This window comes from Streptomyces sp. BK239, assembly GCF_004217285.1.
In the GTDB taxonomy this organism is placed as follows: domain Bacteria; phylum Actinomycetota; class Actinomycetes; order Streptomycetales; family Streptomycetaceae; genus Streptomyces.
In genome coordinates, this window is record NZ_SHKS01000004.1 from 1 (window position 1) to 18,186 (window position 18,186).

Below are 18,186 nucleotides of genomic sequence, written 5' to 3' on the forward strand. Positions count from 1 at the left end.
AAACGCCCGGTTACATTCCGAACCCGGAAGCTAAGCCTCACAGCGCCGATGGTACTGCAGGGGGGACCCTGTGGGAGAGTAGGACGCCGCCGAACTCCTTTTAGAGCTCTGGCTCTTGGGCTTCACAGCCCGAGAGCCAGAGCTTTTTTGCGTTGAGGTAGGGTCGGGGAGCATCGTTGGTTCGTTTCCTACTGGAGGCCCCCGGGTGGAGGTCCAGGAGACCCGTGTTCAGACCGACCGGGTCCTCACCATCCCCAACATCCTCAGCATGGCGCGTCTCGTCGGCGTGCCCCTCTTCCTGTGGCTGATTCTCAGGCCCGAGTTCGGAGGGCCGCAGAGCGACGGCTGGGCTCTCCTCGTGCTGGCCCTGAGCGGGGTGAGTGACTACCTGGACGGCAAGCTGGCGAGGCGCTGGAACCAGATCAGCAGCCTCGGCCGGCTACTCGACCCGGCCGCCGACCGGCTCTACATTCTCTCCACCCTGGTCGGCCTCACCTGGCGGGAGATTCTGCCCCTCTGGTTGACCGCTGCACTTCTCGCCCGGGAACTGGTTCTGCTGGTGATGGTGGGCATCCTCAGACAGCACGGCTATCCGCCGCCCCAGGTGAACTTCCTGGGGAAGGCCGCCACGTTCAACCTGATGTACGCGTTCCCGCTTCTCCTGCTCAGCGACGGAAGCGGATGGCCAGCTTCGCTGGCGGCTGTTTTCGGATGGGCGTTCGCAGGTTGGGGTACAACCCTGTACTGGTGGGCAGGAGTCCTCTACGTGGTACAAGTCCGCCGCCTGGTCCGTGCGGACGTCATGGCCGACTGAGCCCACCGATTGCCGGTCAAGAGCGGCTCGATGGCCCGCGGGGGAAAAGTGCGGGACAATCTGGACGGGTGAAGTCGGCCAGACCGTCTCTTCAAGGAGGACGCTTCCGACATGAAGGCCGTCGTGATGGCCGGAGGCGAGGGCACTCGCCTTCGCCCTATGACCTCGAGCATGCCCAAGCCGCTCCTGCCGGTGGCCAACCGGCCGATCATGGAGCACGTTCTCAGGCTGCTCAAAAGGCATGGGCTCAACGAGACCGTCGTCACCGTGCAGTTCCTGGCCTCACTGGTCAAGAACTACTTCGGTGACGGCGAGGAACTCGGAATGGAGCTCACCTATGCCAACGAGGAGAAGCCACTCGGTACCGCCGGAAGCGTCAAGAACGCCGAGGAGGCGTTGAAGGACGACGCCTTCCTTGTCATCTCCGGCGATGCCCTGACCGACTTCGACCTCACCGATCTCATCAACTTCCACAAGGAAAAGGGCGCTCTGGTCACGGTCTGCCTGACGCGCGTGCCCAATCCGCTTGAATTCGGTATCACCATCGTCGACGAGGAAGGCAAGGTCGAACGCTTCCTGGAGAAGCCGACCTGGGGCCAGGTGTTCTCGGACACCGTGAACACGGGCATCTACGTGATGGAGCCCGAGGTCTTCGACTACGTGGAAGCCGACGTCCCCGTCGACTGGTCCGGCGATGTCTTCCCCCAGCTGATGAAGGAAGGCAAGCCGATCTACGGCTATGTCGCCGAGGGCTACTGGGAGGACGTCGGCACGCACGAGAGCTATGTGAAGGCCCAGGCCGACGTTCTGGAAGGCAAGGTCGACGTCGAGCTCGACGGCTTCGAGATCTCGCCGGGCGTGTGGGTGGCCGAGGGCGCCGAAGTGCACCCCGACGCCGTTCTGCGCGGCCCCCTCTACATCGGGGACTACGCGAAGGTAGAGGCCGGCGCGGAAATCCGCGAGCACACCGTCGTCGGCTCCAACGTCGTCGTCAAGAGCGGCGCCTTCCTGCACAAGGCCGTGGTGCACGACAACGTGTACATCGGGCAGCACAGCAATCTGCGCGGCTGTGTCGTCGGAAAGAACACCGACATCATGCGGGCCGCCCGCATCGAGGACGGCGCGGTGATCGGCGACGAATGCCTGATCGGTGAAGAATCGATCGTGCAGGGCAACGTGCGGGTCTACCCGTTCAAGACCATCGAAGCCGGCGCGTTCGTCAACACCTCCGTGATCTGGGAGTCCCGCGGACAGGCGCACCTCTTCGGCGCCCGCGGTGTCTCCGGCATCCTGAACGTCGAGATCACGCCCGAGCTGGCCGTGCGCCTTGCCGGCGCCTACGCGACCACCCTGAAGAAGGGCTCGACCGTCACGACGGCCCGTGACCACTCCCGTGGCGCGCGGGCGCTGAAGCGGGCGGTGATCTCCGCGCTCCAGGCCAGCGCCATCGACGTACGGGACCTGGAGAACGTGCCGCTGCCCGTGGCGCGGCAGCAGACCGCGCGCGGCAGCGCCGGCGGCATCATGATCCGGACCTCACCCGGAGTGCCGGACTCCGTGGACATCATGTTCTTCGACGGGCGGGGCGCCGACCTGTCGCAGGGCAGTCAGCGCAAGCTGGACCGGGTGTTCGCGCGGCAGGAGTACCGGCGGGCGTTCCCGGGCGAGATCGGCGACCTGCACTTCCCGGCGAGCGTCTTCGACTCGTACACCGGGTCGCTGCTGCGCAACGTGGACACCACCGGGATCGCCGAGTCCGGTCTGAAGGTCGTCGTGGACGCCTCCAACGGCAGCGCCGGGCTGGTCCTGCCGAGTCTGCTCGGCAAGCTCGGGGTGGACTCGCTGACCATCAACCCGGGCCTGAACGAGGCCAGGCCGACGGAGTCCGCCGACCAGCGGCGGTCCGGGCTGGTGCGCCTCGGGGAGATCGTGGCGTCCTCGCGTGCCGCGTTCGGCGTGCGGTTCGACCCGGTGGGCGAACGGCTCTCGCTCGTCGACGAGAAGGGCCGGATCATCGAGGACGACCGGGCGCTGCTCGTCCTGCTCGACCTGGTGGCCGCCGAGCGGCGCAGCGGGCGGGTCGCCCTGCCGGTGACCACGACGAGGATCGCCGAGCAGGTGGCGGCCTACCACGGCACCCAGGTCGAATGGACGACGACCTCGCCCGACGACCTGACCCGGGTCGGGCGCGACGACTCGACCATCTTCGGCGGTGACGGCCGGGGCGGCTTCATCGTCCCCGAGTTCAGCAGCGTCTTCGACGGCACGGCGGCCTTCGTGCGGCTGATCGGGCTCGTGGCCCGGACGCAGCTCACGCTGAGCCAGATCGACGCGCGGATTCCGCGGGCGCACGTGCTCAAGCGGGATCTGGCGACCCCGTGGGCCGTCAAGGGGCTCGTGATGCGGCGGGTCGTCGAGGCGGCCGGAGACCGCTTCGTGGACACCACGGACGGCGTCCGCGTGGTCGAGACGGACGGCCGCTGGGTGATGGTCCTGCCGGACCCGGCGGAGGCGGTCACCCATCTGTGGGCGGAAGGTCCGGACGACGCCTCCGCGCAGGCCCTGCTGGACGAGTGGTCGGCGGTCGTGGACAGCGCCGGGCGCTGACCCGCGCACCCACGCGCGCGTGCCGGACGGGCCTCCGCGAGGGGGCCCGTCCGGCACGCCGGTGGGGCCATTCGGAGGTATCGGCGGCGACGTGCGACGATGTGCGGCATGCCGCAGCAGCCCCCCGTTCGGAGCACACCCGCGCTTGGGTCGCGCCCGGACGCGTCCATGTCGCTGCTCACCAACGTCATGGACCACAGCCTCGACGAAGGCTATGCCGAGGCCGCCGCCCGCAAGAGGGCCGAAGGCTCGGGCGGGATGCCCAGAACGGTGCGGGCGAAGCTCGGCCTCGCCGCCGGGCTGGTGCTCGCCGCCCTCGTGGTGACGGTGGGCGGGGTGCAGGCGCGCGTCGCCGCCCCCGCCGTCGCCAAGGAGCGCGAGGAACTGATCGACCGCATCGACCATGAGACCGAGGCGGCCGACAAGCTGGAGGGCGACGTCGACGAGCTGCGCGACGACGTGAGCGCGCGGCAGCGGGAGGCGCTCCGCGACAGCGGTGGCGGCCAGGCGGTGCTGGCGGGGATGCTCGCGGGCGCCGTCGGGGTCCACGGGCCGGGCGTCAAGCTGGTCGTGGACGACGCCGAGGAGGCGTCCTCGGGAGGCGGGAGCAACCCGCGCGAGACGACGGGGTTCTCCGACACCGGCCGGGTGCGCGACCGTGACATGCAGCGGGTCGTCAACGGGCTGTGGGCGTCGGGCGCGGAGGCCGTCTCCATCAACGGGCAGCGGTTGACGGCGCTGTCGGCCATCAGGGCGGCGGGCGACGCGATACTGGTCGACAACCGTCCGCTGGTGCCGCCGTACACCGTGCTCGCGGTGGGCGACGGGAAGAACCTCAGCAGCGCGTTCCAGGACAGCTCCGACGGGTTGTATCTGAGCGCCCTTCAGGAGAACTTCGGCATCCGCACCGCCATCTCGGTGGAGAGCGACCTCAAGCTGCCCGCGGCGCCGAGTGTGATCGTACGTACAGCACAGCCGAGCACCGAGAAAACCGGGAAGGGCACATCGTGATCGCCGTACTGGGCCTCGTCGTGGGAGTCGTGGCCGGCCTCTTGGTCCAGCCCGAGATTCCTGCGGCCGTCGTGCCTTATCTGCCGATCGCCGTCGTGGCGGCGCTGGACGCCGTGTTCGGTGGTCTGCGGGCCATGCTGGACGGGATCTTCGACGACAAGGTGTTCGTCGTGTCGTTCCTCTCGAACGTCGTCGTCGCCGCGCTGATCGTCTTCCTGGGCGACGAGTTGGGCGTCGGATCGCAGCTGTCCACGGGTGTCGTGGTCGTGCTGGGCATCCGCATCTTCTCCAACGCCGCGGCCATCCGCCGGCACGTCTTCAGGGCGTGAGGCCGATGAGCGACCAGGACAGGACTCCGCGACCGGACGAGACGGCGCGCCGGGACGAGGCCCCCCGCAAGGAGGCCGGGCCGGGCAGCCAGACCCCTCCCCGGGAGGCCGCGCGGGGCAGCCAGGCCCCCCGCCGGGAGGCCGCGCCGGGCAGCCAGACACCTCGCCAGGGGCAGGGTTCGCCCCGTGGTCAGGCCGCTCCGCAGGACGAGACGCCCACGACCCAGCTGCTGCGCAAGGAGCTGCCCGCGGAGGTCCCGGCGCAGGACACGCGCGCCGGAGCCGCCGAGGCGGCGCCCGCTGCGGCCGGACCCGCCGCGGCGGCGCCCGACGCGAAGTCCCCGGCGCCGACGGAGGAACCTCGCGGGTGGGCGCCGGCCGAGGACCCCGAGCCGTCGCTGACCGGGCGGCAGCGGCTGGTGCAGGGGCTGTGGCCGCCGCGCGTCACCCGCGCCCAACTCATCGTCGCGCTGCTGCTGTTCGGCCTCGGCTTCGGTCTCGCCGTGCAGGTCGCCTCCAACAGTGAGAGCGGCAACGCCCTGCGCGGTGCGCGCCAGGAGGACCTCGTGCGCATCCTGGATGAACTGGATGACCGCAGTCAGCGTCTAGAGGACGAGAAGCAGGGTCTCGAGAAGCAGCGGCAGGAACTGGAGAACAGTTCCGACCAGGCCGAGGAGGCCCGTCGGCAGACGGTCGAGAAGGAGAAGCAACTCGGCATCCTGGCGGGCACGGTGGCCGCCGAGGGGCCCGGCATCACTGTGACCATCGACGACAAGAAGGGGACGGTCGAGGCGGACATGCTGCTCGACGCGATCCAGGAGCTGCGCGCGGCGGGGGCGGAGGCGATCCAGGTGAACGACGTGCGGGTGGTCGCCGGCACGTACCTCACCGATTCGGACAACTCCGTGAGCGTCGACGGGAACAAGATCAACGCGCCCTATCGTTTCAAGGTCATCGGCAAGCCGCAGGACCTCGAACCGGCGCTCAACATCCCTGGAGGCGTGGTGCAGACCCTGGAGAAGGAGCAGGCCACCGTGACCGTCGAGCGATCCGCCAAGATCGTCGTGGACGCCTTGCGAGCGGCGAAGCAGCCTGACTACGCTCGGTCGTCCTCGCAGTGAACCGGCGGTGCATGGCCGTCGTCGGGCAGGGGCATGAGGTTGCGGGGGGTCGGCGCACCGATCGGGTGGTGCGTGGTGGAAACTGTCTGGTGGCTACGGACGTTGTGAAGATGTCCGGGTCGGCCGGTGTGTTCAGTCAGGGTTCGTCCTGCCCCACGGGCGGGTCTGTTTCGGTCAAGGGGAATCGCCCGTGAAGTTGTTTGCGAAGTTGTTCGGCAAGAGCGCGCGAGAAGGCAGCGACAACGCGACCGCGCGCCATCGTGCGCAGCCTGACGCGGAAGGCCAGCGGCCGCTGTTCCGGGACCAGGTGGGTGGTCCGGGCAGTGACATTCCCGGTGGTCAGGGCGCGGCGTCTGTTGACCCCGCCCAGTCCGGCGGCATAGGTTTCGGGCAACCGTCAACCTCAACTACGGGTGGAGGGTTTTCCCCTATGTCGGCCCTGGTGTGTACGAGGTGCGGTAACCGCAACGCGGAGAACAGCCGCTTCTGCTCCAACTGCGGCGCGCCGCTGAGGCCTGGTGTGACGCCGGAGCGGCCGTCGGAGACGACGTCGACGATCTCCATCTCGGGTCTGGAGGCGTACGACTCCGAGGTCACCGGTCAGACGCAGTTGCCGGCGCTCTCGCCCGAGGCCCAGGCCGCGGTCGACGCGCTGCCGTTGGGTTCGGCGCTGCTGGTCGTGCGCCGTGGTCCGAACTCGGGCAGCCGCTTCCTGCTGGACGGCGATCTGACGACGGCGGGGCGTCACCCGCAGAGCGACATCTTCCTGGACGACGTGACGGTCTCGCGCCGCCATGTGGAGTTCCGGCGCGGCCAGGACGGTTCGTTCACGGTGGCCGACGTCGGCAGCCTGAACGGCACGTACGTCAACCGCGAGCGGATCGACGAGGTTCCCCTGTCGAACGGCGACGAGGTGCAGATCGGCAAGTACCGGCTGGTCTTCTACGCGAGCCAGCGAGGCTACTGACCCTCCCCCGGGAGCGTCCCGGGGGCACCCCCCAAGGGAAGGTCCATGCTTCGAACACCGAGGGGCGGTGCCGGGCACGGCGCCGCCACCGCGGACGGTGGTCTGATGAGCATCGGCACGGTGCTGAACGTGCTGCGCGACGAGTTCCCCGAGGTGACGATCTCCAAGATCCGTTTCCTGGAGGCCGAAGGGCTCGTCGAGCCGCAGCGGACCCCGTCCGGGTACCGCAAGTTCAGCGCCGGCGACGTCGAGCGCCTCGGCCATGTGCTGCGGATGCAGCGTGACCACTATCTGCCGCTCAAGGTGATCCGCGAGCATCTGGACGCCATGGAGCGCGGCGAGGCCGCGCCGCTTCCCACGGTGGGCCGGCAGCGGGACGGCGAGGCCGTCCCGGAGGCGCCCGAGGCTCCCACCGCCGCGCGGATCGGCCGGGCCGAGCTGCTGGCCGCCGCGGGGATCGACGAGCGCGATCTGGACGAGTGGGAGTCGTACGGGCTGGTGGTGCCGCTCGGCGACGGGGTCTACGACGCCGAGGCGGCCACTGTGGCGGCACTGGTGGCCGAGCTGGGCCGGTTCGGCATCGAGCCCCGGCATCTGCGGGTGATGAAGGCGGCCGCCGACCGTGAGGCGGGGCTGGTCGACCAGGTGGTCGCCCCGCTCAAGCTGCACCGCAATCCGCAGACCAGGGCGCACGCGCAGGCCCGTACCAAGGAGCTGGCGGACCTCACGGTCCGGTTGCACTCGGCGCTGGTGCAGACCGCGCTCGGGGTGCGGCTGCCCTGAGAGCGCTCAGGGGCTGTCCGGCGGGTCATGCCGCACACGCGGGGTCCGGCACGTCCACCTGGAACTGGGCCGAACGGTCCCGCTGCTTTCCGCGACCTGATCCGCCGGAGAGCCCCTGGCGCAGGCCCGACCGGGTGTGGTGCGGGGCGGCCGGATCGGTCACCCGTTCCCGGCCCGACTACCCAAACGTCCCGGGCACGGCCTAGGGTTGCTGTGTGAACGAGCTCGATGTCGTAGGTGTCCGGGTCGAGATGCCCTCCAACCAACCGATCGTGCTGCTGCGTGAAGTGGGAGGCGACCGCTACCTCCCGATCTGGATCGGGCCGGGGGAGGCGACGGCCATCGCCTTCGCCCAGCAGGGCATGGCTCCGGCGCGGCCGCTGACTCACGATCTGTTCAAGGACGTGCTGGAGGCCGTCGGCCAGGAGCTCACGGAAGTGCGCATCACGGATCTGCGTGAGGGCGTCTTCTACGCCGAGCTGGTCTTCGCCAGCGGGGTCGAGGTGAGCGCCCGTCCCTCCGACGCCATAGCGCTGGCCCTGCGCACCGGGACGCCCATCTTCGGCAGCGACACGGTGCTGGACGACGCGGGCATCGCCATCCCGGACGAGCAGGAGGACGAGGTGGAGAAGTTCCGCGAGTTCCTCGATCAGATCTCCCCGGAGGACTTCGGCACCAGCAACCAGTAGGTCTCGCGGGGGCCGCCGGCTCGCGACGGGCCGTCGCGGCGGGCCGGTTCCCGGCGATTGCCGGGGGCGAGTGAGAGCGTCCTGCGGCTCCTTCTCAGCGCATTCGGCTAGCCTTTCCCCGCGGCGGGGTGCGGGAAACCACTCTTAGGGTGATTATCACTCGGCGTGGCGAGTGTGGCGATCGTTGACGCACCCCTGGTGACTGCCTACCGTCGAGAGGCAGGTCAAGGACGGAGGTCGGCGTGAGAAGCAGCGGCGACGGTACGGCTGGGGGTGCCCCCGGATTCGGTGTCGGGGGTGGCGGTCCGTACCTGCCCCCAGGCTCTCGGCTGCGTGCGAGCGGGGGTCACCCCGGTCACGGCAGTGCGGCCCCGCAGGCTTCGCAGCGGCCGGCGGCCGTGCCGAGCGGCGGAGGGACGGCGTCCATGGCGTCCGAACAGATCGGCTACCGCGGTCCGACGGCCTGCGCGGCCGCGGGCATCACCTATCGGCAACTGGACTACTGGGCCCGCACCGGTCTCGTCGAGCCGAGCGTGCGGTCCGCCCACGGGTCGGGCACCCAGCGTCTGTACAGCTTCCGGGACGTCGTCGTCCTGAAGATCGTCAAGCGGTTCCTGGACACGGGGGTGTCGCTGCAGAACATCCGCACCGCGGTCCAGCACCTGCGTGAGCGCGGGTTCCGTGATCTGGAGCGGCTGACGCTGATGAGCGACGGGGCCACGGTCTACGAGTGCACGTCCCCCGACGAGGTCCACGAGCTGCTCCAGGGCGGCCAGGGCGTCTTCGGCATCGCGGTGGGCGTGGTCTGGCAGGACGTCGAGAGCGCGCTGTCGCAGCTGCACGGGGAACGCGTCGACACCGGGGAGACCCTCGTGGGGCACAACCCGGCCGACGAACTGGCGCGGCGGCGCAACCGGGCGGTCTGAGCTTCCGGGGAGCCTCTTCGGCGGCCCCTCGGCCGGTGGAGACCGCCGTGTGAGGCCGTTGTCAGTGGCGTGGTGCAGCATCGTAGATGTGAGAAACGCGCCCACCATCCTGCATCTCGACATGGATGCCTTCTTCGCGCAGGCGGAGCAGGCGTCCAAGCCGAGCCTGCGCGGGAAGGCCGTGATCGTGGGCGGCCTCGGGCCGCGCGGGGTGGTGGCCACCGCCTCGTACGAGGCGCGGGTGTTCGGGGTGCACTCGGCGATGCCCACGGCGCAGGCGCGCCGGCTGGCTCCGAACGCCGCCTACCTGGCGCCGCGGTTCATGTTCTACCGCGCCATCAGCGATCAGGTGATGGCGCTTCTGCGGGCCCTGTCCCCGCTGGTGGAGCCGCTCAGCCTGGACGAGGCGTTCGTCGATCTGGAGGCCGGGGGAACGGCCTGGGACGGTGTGTCGGCGCAGGCCGCCGGAGTCCGGCTGCGCGCGGACATCCGCGCCGTCACGGGGCTCACCGGGTCGGTGGGGCTTGCCGCGTCCAAGATGCTCGCGAAGATCGCCTCGGAGCGGGCCAAGCCGGACGGGCTGGTGCTGATCGAGCCGGGCACCGAGCGGGCGCTGCTCGGCCCGATGCCGGTGCGGACGCTTCCGGGCGTGGGACCCGCGACGGGCGACCACCTCAGACGGGCGGGGATCACCACGGTCGACGAACTCGCCGAGGCGGGCGAGGACGAACTCGTACGGCTGCTGGGCAAGGCGCACGGGCACGCGCTGTACGGCATGGCGCTGGCGCGCGACGAGCGGCCGGTGGTGGCCGAGCGGGAGACCAAGTCGGTGTCCGTGGAGGACACCTACGACGTGGACATCCACGACCGGCTGCGGGTGGGTCTGGAGGTCGGGCGGCTGGCCGACCGGTGCGTGCGCAGGCTGCGCGAGGCCGGGCTGTCGGGGCGGACGATCGTGTTGAAGGTGCGGCGCTACGACTTCTCCACGCTGACCCGGTCGGAGACCCTGCGCGGGCCCACGGACGACCCCGCCGTGGTGCGGGAGGCGGCGGCGCGGCTGCTGGACTCCGTGGACACCACGGGCGGGGTGCGGCTGCTCGGCGTGGGGGTCAGCGGCCTGGCGGACTACACGCAGGAGGACCTGTTCGCGCAGGCCGCGGGGGAGCGGCTGTCGGCGGCGCCCGAGGAGGAGCCGGCGCGTGAGCCCGCCGAGCGGGAGGAGACGCCCGTGGAGCACCGGTGGCGTCCGGGCCTCGACATACGCCACGCCGAGCTGGGGCACGGCTGGGTGCAGGGCAGCGGCCTCGGCCGGGTCACCGTGCGGTTCGAGACGCCCTGGTCGGACGTCGGCCGGGTGCGGACGTTCCGCGTCGACGACCCCGCCCTGGAACCGGCGGACCCGCTGCCCCTGGTGCCCGGCGCGCCCCCGGGGGCGCCCGGCGCCGGACCGCTGCCCCAGACGGAGGGAGAAGCGCGTACGGCTGCGCCCGGGCCCGGCTCCCGCACCGTCCCGACCCGGTGACCTGCGGCGCGGTTCAGGTGTCGTCCGAGCCGGCGAGTCTGCCGAAGTCGTGGTCGGGCAGCGGGGGAGGGGCGGCCACGTCGAGGCCGTAGTGGTGGTAGAGCTGGAGCTCCTGCTCCGGGGAGAGGTGGCGGCCCACGCCGAAGTCGGGGGCCTCCTTGATCAGGGTCCGCTCGAAGGGGACGCGCAGTGCGCCCTCCACCAGTTCGCTGGGCTCCAGGGGAACGAAGGCGTCACGGGAGAAGAGACCGGTGCGTATGGCGGCCCATTCCGGCACGCCCGTCGCGTCGTCGAGGTAGACCTCGTCCACCGTGCCGATCTTGGCGCCGTTGCGGTCGAACGCCTTGCGGCCGATCAGGTTGCGCGGATCGATGTCGGTCTGCACGGGCCCTCCACATGGTCGCATCTCATCCGTAAGCACTACAAAAGAGCACAACGGGACGGGCGGCCACTCGAAAGGAGGGGCGTTGACCCCGCTGGTAGTCTGGCAACGGCTGCTGACCCCGTGCGGGAGAGTCCTCCGAGAATCCGTCGGAGGCGCCGAAGGAGCAAATCCTCCCCGGAATCTCTCAGGCCCACGTACCGCACGGACGAGGTCACTCTGGAAAGCAGAGCGGTGGCGCGAGTCCCCGCTCTCACCGACGGTGAAAACCGGACGCCCACGGGCGGCCGGTGAAACTCTCAGGTTGAGATGACAGAGGGGGAGGCCGTCCGGGTACCCGCGCCAGTGGTGCCCCTCGAAGGTCGCGTCAGACCAGGAGGCCTCCGCAATGACCGCCCATCGCATTCCGCTCTCCGACCTCGAACAGGGAATCCCCTTCGAGCAGCGCCACATCGGCCCTGACCAGGAGGCGCGGGCCAAGATGCTCGCGCACGTCGGATACGGCTCGCTGGACGAGCTGACCGCCGCCTCCGTCCCGGATGTGATCAAGAACGCCGACGCGCTGGACCTGCCCGGCGCGCGCACCGAGGCCGAGGTGCTGGCCGAGCTGCGGTCGCTCGCCGACCGCAACGAGGTCCTCGCCCCCATGATCGGCCTCGGGTACTACGGCACGTTCACGCCGCCCGTCATCCTGCGCAACGTCATGGAGAACCCGGCCTGGTACACGGCCTACACGCCCTACCAGCCGGAGATCTCCCAGGGTCGGCTGGAGGCCCTGCTGAACTTCCAGACCATGGTCGCCGACCTGACCGGGCTGCCCACCTCCGGCGCCTCGCTGCTCGACGAGGGGACGGCCGCCGCCGAGGCGATGGCGCTGGCCCGCCGCATGGGCAAGAACAAGAAGGGCCTCTTCCTGATCGACGCGGACGTGCTGCCGCAGACGATCGCCGTGATCGAGACCCGCGCCGAGCCGACCGGCGTCGAGGTCGTCGTCGCCGACCTCGGCGACGGCATCCCCGCCGACATCGCCGGCCGGGAGATCAACGGCGTGCTGCTCCAGTACCCGGGCGCCTCCGGCGTCGTACGGGACATCAAGCCCGTCATCGACCAGGCCCACGAGCTGGGCGCGCTCGTCGTCGTCGCCGCCGACCTGCTCGCGCTGACGCTGCTGACCTCGCCCGGGGAGCTGGGCGCGGACATCGCCGTCGGCACCACGCAGCGGTTCGGTGTCCCGATGGGCTTCGGCGGGCCGCACGCCGGCTACATGGCCGTCCAGGAGAAGTTCGCCCGCAGCCTGCCCGGGCGGCTCGTGGGCGTCTCCGTCGACGCCGACGGCGACAAGGCGTACCGGCTGGCGCTGCAGACGCGCGAGCAGCACATCCGGCGGGAGAAGGCGACCAGCAACATCTGCACGGCGCAGGTGTTGCTCGCCGTCATGGCCGGGATGTACGCCGTGTACCACGGCCCCGAGGGGCTGCGGGCGATCGCCCGGCGCACGCACCGGTACGCGACGATCCTGGCCGCGGGGCTCACGGCCGGCGGGGCCGAGGTCGTGCACGGCTCCTACTTCGACACGCTGACCGTGCGTGTGCCGGGCCGGGCCGAGGACGTCGTCGCCGCCGCGCGGGAGAACGGCGTCAACCTGCGCCTCGTCGACGCCGACCACGTGTCGATCGCCTGCGACGAGACCACCGGGCGGGCCCAGATCACCGCCGTGTGGGCCGCGTTCGGGACCGAGGGCGACATCGCGGCGCTGGACGCGGTCACCGAGGACACCCTGCCCACGGGGTTGATGCGCAGCGACGAGGTCCTCACCCACCCCGTCTTCCACCAGCACCGCTCCGAGACGGCGATGCTGCGCTACCTGCGCCGGCTGTCCGACCGGGACTACGCGCTGGACCGGGGCATGATCCCGCTGGGCTCGTGCACCATGAAGCTCAACGCCACCACCGAGATGGAGCCGGTCACCTGGCCCGAGTTCGGGCAGCTGCACCCCTTCGCGCCCGCCGAGCAGGCGCAGGGCTACCTCACCCTCATCCGGGAACTGGAGGAGCGGCTCGCCGAGGTCACCGGCTACGACAAGGTGTCCCTCCAGCCCAACGCGGGCTCGCAGGGCGAGCTGGCCGGGCTGCTCGCGGTACGCGGCTACCACCGGGCCAACGGGGACGAGCAGCGCACGGTGTGCCTGATCCCGTCGTCCGCGCACGGGACGAACGCCGCCAGCGCCGTGATGGCCGGCATGAAGGTCGTCGTCGTCGCCACCGCCGGGGACGGCGAGATCGACATCGAGGACCTCAGGGCGAAGATCGACAAGCACCGGGACGAGCTCGCCGTGCTGATGATCACCTACCCGTCGACGCACGGCGTGTTCGAGGAGCACGTCGCCGAGATCTGCGCCCAGGTGCACGACGCCGGCGGCCAGGTGTACGTGGACGGCGCCAACCTCAACGCGCTCGTGGGGCTCGCCAAGCCGGGGCACTTCGGCGGTGACGTCTCCCACCTGAACCTGCACAAGACGTTCTGCATCCCGCACGGCGGCGGCGGTCCCGGCGTCGGCCCGGTGGCCGTGCGCTCGCACCTCGCTCCGTACCTGCCGAACCACCCGCTTCAGCCCGCCGCCGGGCCCGAGACGGGCGTCGGCCCGATCTCGGCCGCGCCCTGGGGCTCCGCGGGGATCCTGCCGATCTCGTGGGCGTACGTGCGGCTCATGGGCGGGGAGGGGCTGAAGCGGGCCACGCAGGTGGCGGTGCTCAGCGCCAACTACATCGCCAAGCGCCTGGAACCGCACTACCCCGTGCTGTACACCGGGCCCGGCGGGCTCGTCGCGCACGAGTGCATCATCGATCTGCGTCCGCTGACCAAGGCGACCGGGGTGAGCGTCGACGACGTGGCCAAGCGGCTCATCGACTACGGCTTCCACGCGCCGACGATGTCGTTCCCGGTGGCCGGGACGCTGATGATCGAGCCCACCGAGTCCGAGGACATCATCGAGCTCGACCGGTTCTGCGAGGCGATGATCGCCATCCGCGCGGAGATCGAGAAGGTCGCCTCGGGCGCGTGGTCGGCCGACGACAACCCGCTGCGCAACGCGCCGCACACGGCCGCCGCGCTCGGTGGGACGTGGGAGCACGCGTACTCGCGGGAGGAGGCGGTCTTCCCGGCCGGGGTGTCGGCCGCCGACAAGTACTGGCCGCCGGTGCGCCGCATCGACCAGGCTTTCGGCGACCGCAACCTGGTGTGCTCCTGCCCGCCGCTGGACGCCTACGAGGACTGACGCCGGGCGGCCCACCGGTCACCCCGCGTGTGACCGGCGCCGCGACACCGGTGCCGAGGGCTCCCGTCCCCTGTGGGCGGGAGCCCTCGGGCGTCTCAGGCCGTCGCCAGTGACACCTCGGTCGCCTTGATCAGGGCGACGGCGTCGGAGCCGACGGTGAGACCGAGGCCGTCGACCGCCTCCCGGGTGACGACGGCGACCAGTTCGCCGTCCTCGACGGAGAGCCTGACCGAGGCCATCGCGCCGCCGACGGCGATGCCGGTGACCGTGCCGGGGAGCTGGTTGCGGATCGACAGTCCCTCGACCGGGCCGGTGGCCACCGCGACCTCCGTCGACTTCACCAGGGCGCGGACGGCGGAGCCCGGTGCCAGGTCGAGGTCGCTCACGGCCTCCCTGGTGATCGCCGCGGTGACGGACCGGCCGCTGGTGAGGCGGATGCCGACGGTGGCCATCACATCGCCGGGGGCGACGGCGGTGACCGTGCCGGGGAGCTGGTTGCGGATGCTCAGGGTCATGGGCACCCACCGTAGGGCCCGGCCGGCTCTATGCCGGGTATGCGTGTGTCTGTGCCGCTTTGAGCGTGGCCCAGACCGTGGCGCCGGGGTGCAGGTCCAGCTCGGCGGCCGCGACCGTGGTGAGGTCGGCGGCCAGGGGGAGTTCGCCGCCGAGGTCGGCGCGGATCTGGTCGCCGTGGGTCTCCAGGCCGGCCACCTCGCAGCGCCACAGGTTGCGGGCGCTGGAGCCGGCGGGACGGTCGCGGTGGAGGGTGACCGCGCTCGGCGGGAAGGCGACGAAGACCGGGCCGGACAGCTCCTCCGCCGTGGTCAGCGAGGGCCCCGCGTCCAGACGGACCGTGTGCCCGTCGGCCCGGCCCCGGTAGAGGTTGAGGCCGACCAGCTGCGCGATGTACTCCGTGCGGGGATGACGGGCGATGTCGGACGGGGCGCCCTCCTGCACGACCTGGCCGTGCTCGACGACGACCAGACGGTCCGCGAGGACCATGGCGTCCAGCGGGTCATGGGTGACCAGGACCGCGACGGCCTCGAACGCGGCCAGATGGCGGCGCAGCCCCGCACGCACCTCCAGCCGGGTCCGGGCGTCGAGCGCGGCGAGCGGCTCGTCGAGCAGGAGCAGCCGGGGGTGGGTGGCGAGGGCACGGGCCAGGGCGACGCGCTGGGCCTGGCCGCCGGACAGCCGGCGGGGCTTGGCGCCCGCGTGTCCGGTGAGACCCATGCGCTCCAGCCATACGGCGGCTTGGGCGCGTGCCTGCGCCTTGGTCGCGCCTCGGCAGCGCGGGCCGAACGCCACGTTGTCCAGTGCGCTCAGGTGCGGGAAGAGCAGGTAGTCCTGGAAGACCACGCCGACCGGGCGGGACTCCGGCGCGGTGTGCTCCAGCACCTCGCCGTCCAGGCGCAGGTGGCCCTCGGTGAGCGGGACGAGCCCGGCCAGGGCGCGCAGGGCCGTCGTCTTGCCGGCGCCGTTGGGGCCGAGCAGGGCCACGACGTCGCCGGGTGCCGCACGGAGCGTCACGTCGAGGCGGAAGGAGCCGCGGTCGACGACGAGACGGCAGTCCAGTCCCGCGGCGGCGGGTGCGCCGGCCGCGGTCATGGCGGGGTCATCCAGCGGTCGCGCAGACCCGCCAGGACGGCGACGGACACGGCCAGAAGGACCAGGCTGAGGGCGATGGCGGCCTCCGGGTCGCTCTGCAGGGCGAGGTAGACGGCGAGCGGCATGGTCTGGGTGCGGCCGGGGAAGTTGCCCGCGAAGGTGATCGTGGCGCCGAACTCGCCCAGCGCACGCGCCCAGGCCAGCACCGCGCCGGCCGCGATGCCCGGGGCGACCATCGGCAGGGTGACCCGGCGGAACGCGGTGAAGCGGGAGGCGCCGAGGGTGGCGGCGGCCTCCTCGTAGCGGGGGTCGGCGGCGCGCAGGGCGCCCTCGACGCTGATGACGAGGAACGGCATCGCCACGAACGTCTCCGCGACGACGACGCCCGCCGTGGTGAAGGGGAGCGTGACGCCGAACCAGGCGTCCAGCCACCGGCCGACCACGCCGCTGCGGCCGAGGGCCAGCAGCAGCGCCACACCGCCCACCACCGGGGGCAGCACCAGCGGCAGGGTGACCAGGGCGCGGACCAGGCCGCGGCCGGGGAAGTCCGCGCGCGCCAGCAGCCAGGCCAGGGGCACGCCGACGACCAGGCTCACCGCGGTCGCGGCGGTGGCGCAGACGAGGGAGAGCCGCAGCGCCTGCCAGACCGCGTCGCCGGTCAGCTGCTCGGGCAGGCTGTGCCAGGGGGCGCGCACCACGAGGGCGACCAGCGGCAGCAGGAGGAAGGCCAGACCGAGGAGGGCGGGCAGGAGGAGCGCGAAGGGAACGCCCGGGCGGACCCCGCGTTTCACGGCTTCAGGAACCCCGCCCCGGACAGCACGCGGGCGCCCTGCGGGGACCTCACGAGGTCGATGAAGGCGCGGGCCGCCGCCGGGTTCGGGGCGTCTTCGAGGAGGACGATGGGGTAGTCGTTGACGGCGCCGGCCGACTCGGGGAAGTCCACGCCCTCCACCTTGTCACCCGCCGCGTGCACATCGGTCTTGTAGACCAGCGCGGCGTCGGCCTCCTTCAGCTCGACCTTGGTGAGGGCGCTCTTGACGTCCTGCTCGTAGGAGACCGGGGTGACCTTCAGACCGCCGGCCGTCAGGGCCTTCTGGGCGGCGGTGCCGCACGGGACGCCCTTGTCGCACAGGACGACCTTCAGACCCGGCCTGGCGAGGTCCTTCAGGGAGGCGATCTTGTCGGGGTTGCCCGGTGCGGTGGCTATCTCCAGCCGGTTGCGGGCGAAGGTGACGGGGGCGGAGGCGTTGGCCTTCTGGTCCGTCACGATCGCCATGGTCTTGGCGCTGGCGGCGGCGAACACGTCGGCAGGGGCGCCGCCGGTGATGCTCGCGGCGAGGGAGTCGCTGCCACCGAAGCTGAAGGTGACCTCGGTGCCCGGGTAGGCCTTCTCGAACTCCTCGCCGAGCGCGGTGAAGCTCTCCTTGAGGGAGGCGGCCGCGAAGACGGTCACCGTGCCCGACGGCTTAGCCGGGGACGCGGAGGCGTCGGACGCCGTGCCGCCGGAGTCGGAACAGCCGGCCAGGGCCAGCAGCGCGACCGCCGAGGCGGCGGCTGCCCGCGAGGCCCGGCGGGCCCGGCGGCTGGTTCGGGTCGTCACGGCGGTCTCCTCGGTGTCGTCGGTCCCATCGAACGGGCCCTGCCATGATGATACCGCCGCAGGTGCGAGGCGTAAGCCTGCCTCAACACCGCATCAGCGTCCGGAAACCATGCCTGAGGCGCGCATGTGCGTGTCGGCAGATTCAGACGCGGTCGATGTGGACATTGGTCGACTTCACGCGGGCGGTGGCCTCCATGCCGACCTCCAGGCCGAGTTCCTCCACGGCCTCCCGGGTGAGCAGGGAGACCAGGCGGTGCGGGCCGGCCTGGATCTCCACCTGGGCGGCGACGTCGCCGAGTTTGATCGCGGTGACGATGCCGGGGAAGGCGTTGCGGGCCGAGGTGTAGGAGGCGGCGTCCTCCTCGGCGGTGCCGGCCTGGGCGAGTTCGACGGAGAACGCGGCGAGGTCCGCGCCGTCGATGAGGCGTCGCCCGGTGTCGTCGCGGTGGGTCGCCACCCGGCCCGCGTCGGCCCAGCGGCGGGCGGTGTCGGGGCTCACGCCGAGCAGACGCGCGGCCTGGCCGATGGTGTAGGACTGCATGCCGTCACGATA

The 18,186-nt window shown here is 71.3% G+C and carries 17 protein-coding genes, 1 rRNA gene and 1 riboswitch; of the genes, 12 read left to right on the plus strand and 6 right to left on the minus strand.

Features of this window, described 5'->3' with window-relative positions; all coding sequences use genetic code 11:
• The 11 genes from rrf to EV567_RS13500 form a co-directional block, all read left to right on the plus strand.
• A 5S ribosomal RNA gene (rrf, locus tag EV567_RS13450) occupies positions 1-95 on the plus strand; the annotation flags it as partial.
• 110 nt (positions 96-205) lie between these two features.
• Positions 206-814, plus strand: coding sequence for a CDP-alcohol phosphatidyltransferase family protein (locus EV567_RS13455; RefSeq protein ID WP_130439631.1), 609 nt, complete (start codon positions 206-208; stop codon positions 812-814).
• Between the two features lie 111 nt (positions 815-925).
• Positions 926-3,421, plus strand: a complete 2,496-nt coding sequence (locus EV567_RS13460) for a mannose-1-phosphate guanyltransferase (RefSeq protein ID WP_130439633.1) — start codon at positions 926-928, stop codon at positions 3,419-3,421.
• A 99-nt stretch (positions 3,422-3,520) separates the two neighbouring features.
• Complete coding sequence (locus tag EV567_RS13465; RefSeq protein WP_130439635.1) at positions 3,521-4,432, plus strand: DUF881 domain-containing protein; 912 nt, start codon at positions 3,521-3,523, stop codon at positions 4,430-4,432.
• The gene (locus tag EV567_RS13470; protein WP_030798533.1) at positions 4,429-4,761 is read left to right on the plus strand and encodes a small basic family protein; all 333 of its coding nucleotides are present in this window, start codon (positions 4,429-4,431) and stop codon (positions 4,759-4,761) included. The genes EV567_RS13465 and EV567_RS13470 overlap by 4 nt, the downstream gene beginning before the upstream one ends.
• Before the next feature lie 5 nt (positions 4,762-4,766).
• Positions 4,767-5,882, plus strand: a complete 1,116-nt coding sequence (locus tag EV567_RS13475; protein WP_242620797.1) for a DUF881 domain-containing protein — start codon at positions 4,767-4,769, stop codon at positions 5,880-5,882.
• Positions 5,883-5,964: 82 nt separating this feature from the next.
• Positions 5,965-6,849: an FHA domain-containing protein gene (locus EV567_RS13480; RefSeq protein ID WP_130439637.1), complete on the plus strand. Its 885-nt coding sequence runs from the start codon at positions 5,965-5,967 to the stop codon at positions 6,847-6,849.
• A 45-nt stretch (positions 6,850-6,894) separates the two neighbouring features.
• Positions 6,895-7,632 carry a MerR family transcriptional regulator gene (locus EV567_RS13485; protein WP_130439639.1) on the plus strand — a complete coding sequence of 246 codons (738 nt, stop codon included), beginning with the start codon at positions 6,895-6,897 and terminating at the stop codon, positions 7,630-7,632.
• A 215-nt stretch (positions 7,633-7,847) separates the two neighbouring features.
• Entirely contained in the window at positions 7,848-8,321 is a 474-nt protein-coding gene (locus EV567_RS13490) for a bifunctional nuclease family protein (RefSeq protein WP_055634823.1), read from the plus strand.
• A 242-nt stretch (positions 8,322-8,563) separates the two neighbouring features.
• Positions 8,564-9,247, plus strand: coding sequence for a MerR family transcriptional regulator (locus EV567_RS13495; protein ID WP_207228765.1), 684 nt, complete (start codon positions 8,564-8,566; stop codon positions 9,245-9,247).
• Between the two features lie 88 nt (positions 9,248-9,335).
• Positions 9,336-10,769 (plus strand): DNA polymerase IV, encoded by a 1,434-nt coding sequence (locus tag EV567_RS13500; RefSeq protein ID WP_130439643.1) that lies wholly within the window; start codon positions 9,336-9,338, stop codon positions 10,767-10,769.
• 13 nt (positions 10,770-10,782) lie between these two features.
• On the opposite strand, the gene EV567_RS13505 is transcribed toward EV567_RS13500, so the two are convergent.
• Entirely contained in the window at positions 10,783-11,154 is a 372-nt protein-coding gene (locus EV567_RS13505) for a PRC-barrel domain-containing protein (RefSeq protein ID WP_207228766.1), read from the minus strand.
• A 113-nt stretch (positions 11,155-11,267) separates the two neighbouring features.
• Positions 11,268-11,364: riboswitch (glycine riboswitch) on the plus strand.
• 175 nt (positions 11,365-11,539) lie between these two features.
• Here EV567_RS13505 and gcvP point away from each other — a divergent pair.
• Positions 11,540-14,425 (plus strand): aminomethyl-transferring glycine dehydrogenase, encoded by a 2,886-nt coding sequence (gene gcvP / locus EV567_RS13510; protein WP_130439647.1) that lies wholly within the window; start codon positions 11,540-11,542, stop codon positions 14,423-14,425.
• Positions 14,426-14,520: 95 nt separating this feature from the next.
• Here gcvP and EV567_RS13515 read toward each other — a convergent pair whose 3' ends face one another.
• The 5 genes from EV567_RS13515 to EV567_RS13535 all read right to left on the minus strand — a co-directional run bounded on the left by EV567_RS13515 (position 14,521) and on the right by EV567_RS13535 (position 18,174).
• Positions 14,521-14,940: a molybdopterin-binding protein gene (locus tag EV567_RS13515; RefSeq protein ID WP_130439649.1), complete on the minus strand. Its 420-nt coding sequence runs from the start codon at positions 14,938-14,940 to the stop codon at positions 14,521-14,523.
• Positions 14,941-14,968: 28 nt separating this feature from the next.
• Positions 14,969-16,033 carry an ABC transporter ATP-binding protein gene (locus tag EV567_RS13520; protein ID WP_130439651.1) on the minus strand — a complete coding sequence of 355 codons (1,065 nt, stop codon included), beginning with the start codon at positions 16,031-16,033 and terminating at the stop codon, positions 14,969-14,971.
• Complete coding sequence (locus tag EV567_RS13525; protein ID WP_130439653.1) at positions 16,030-16,824, minus strand: ABC transporter permease; 795 nt, start codon at positions 16,822-16,824, stop codon at positions 16,030-16,032. Before EV567_RS13525 ends, EV567_RS13520 begins: the two co-directional genes overlap by 4 nt.
• Positions 16,821-17,633: a molybdate ABC transporter substrate-binding protein gene (gene modA / locus EV567_RS13530; protein ID WP_130439655.1), complete on the minus strand. Its 813-nt coding sequence runs from the start codon at positions 17,631-17,633 to the stop codon at positions 16,821-16,823. Before modA ends, EV567_RS13525 begins: the two co-directional genes overlap by 4 nt.
• A gap of 142 nt (positions 17,634-17,775) precedes the next feature.
• Entirely contained in the window at positions 17,776-18,174 is a 399-nt protein-coding gene (locus EV567_RS13535; RefSeq protein ID WP_130439657.1) for a molybdopterin-binding protein, read from the minus strand.
• Positions 18,175-18,186 lie beyond the last annotated feature (12 nt).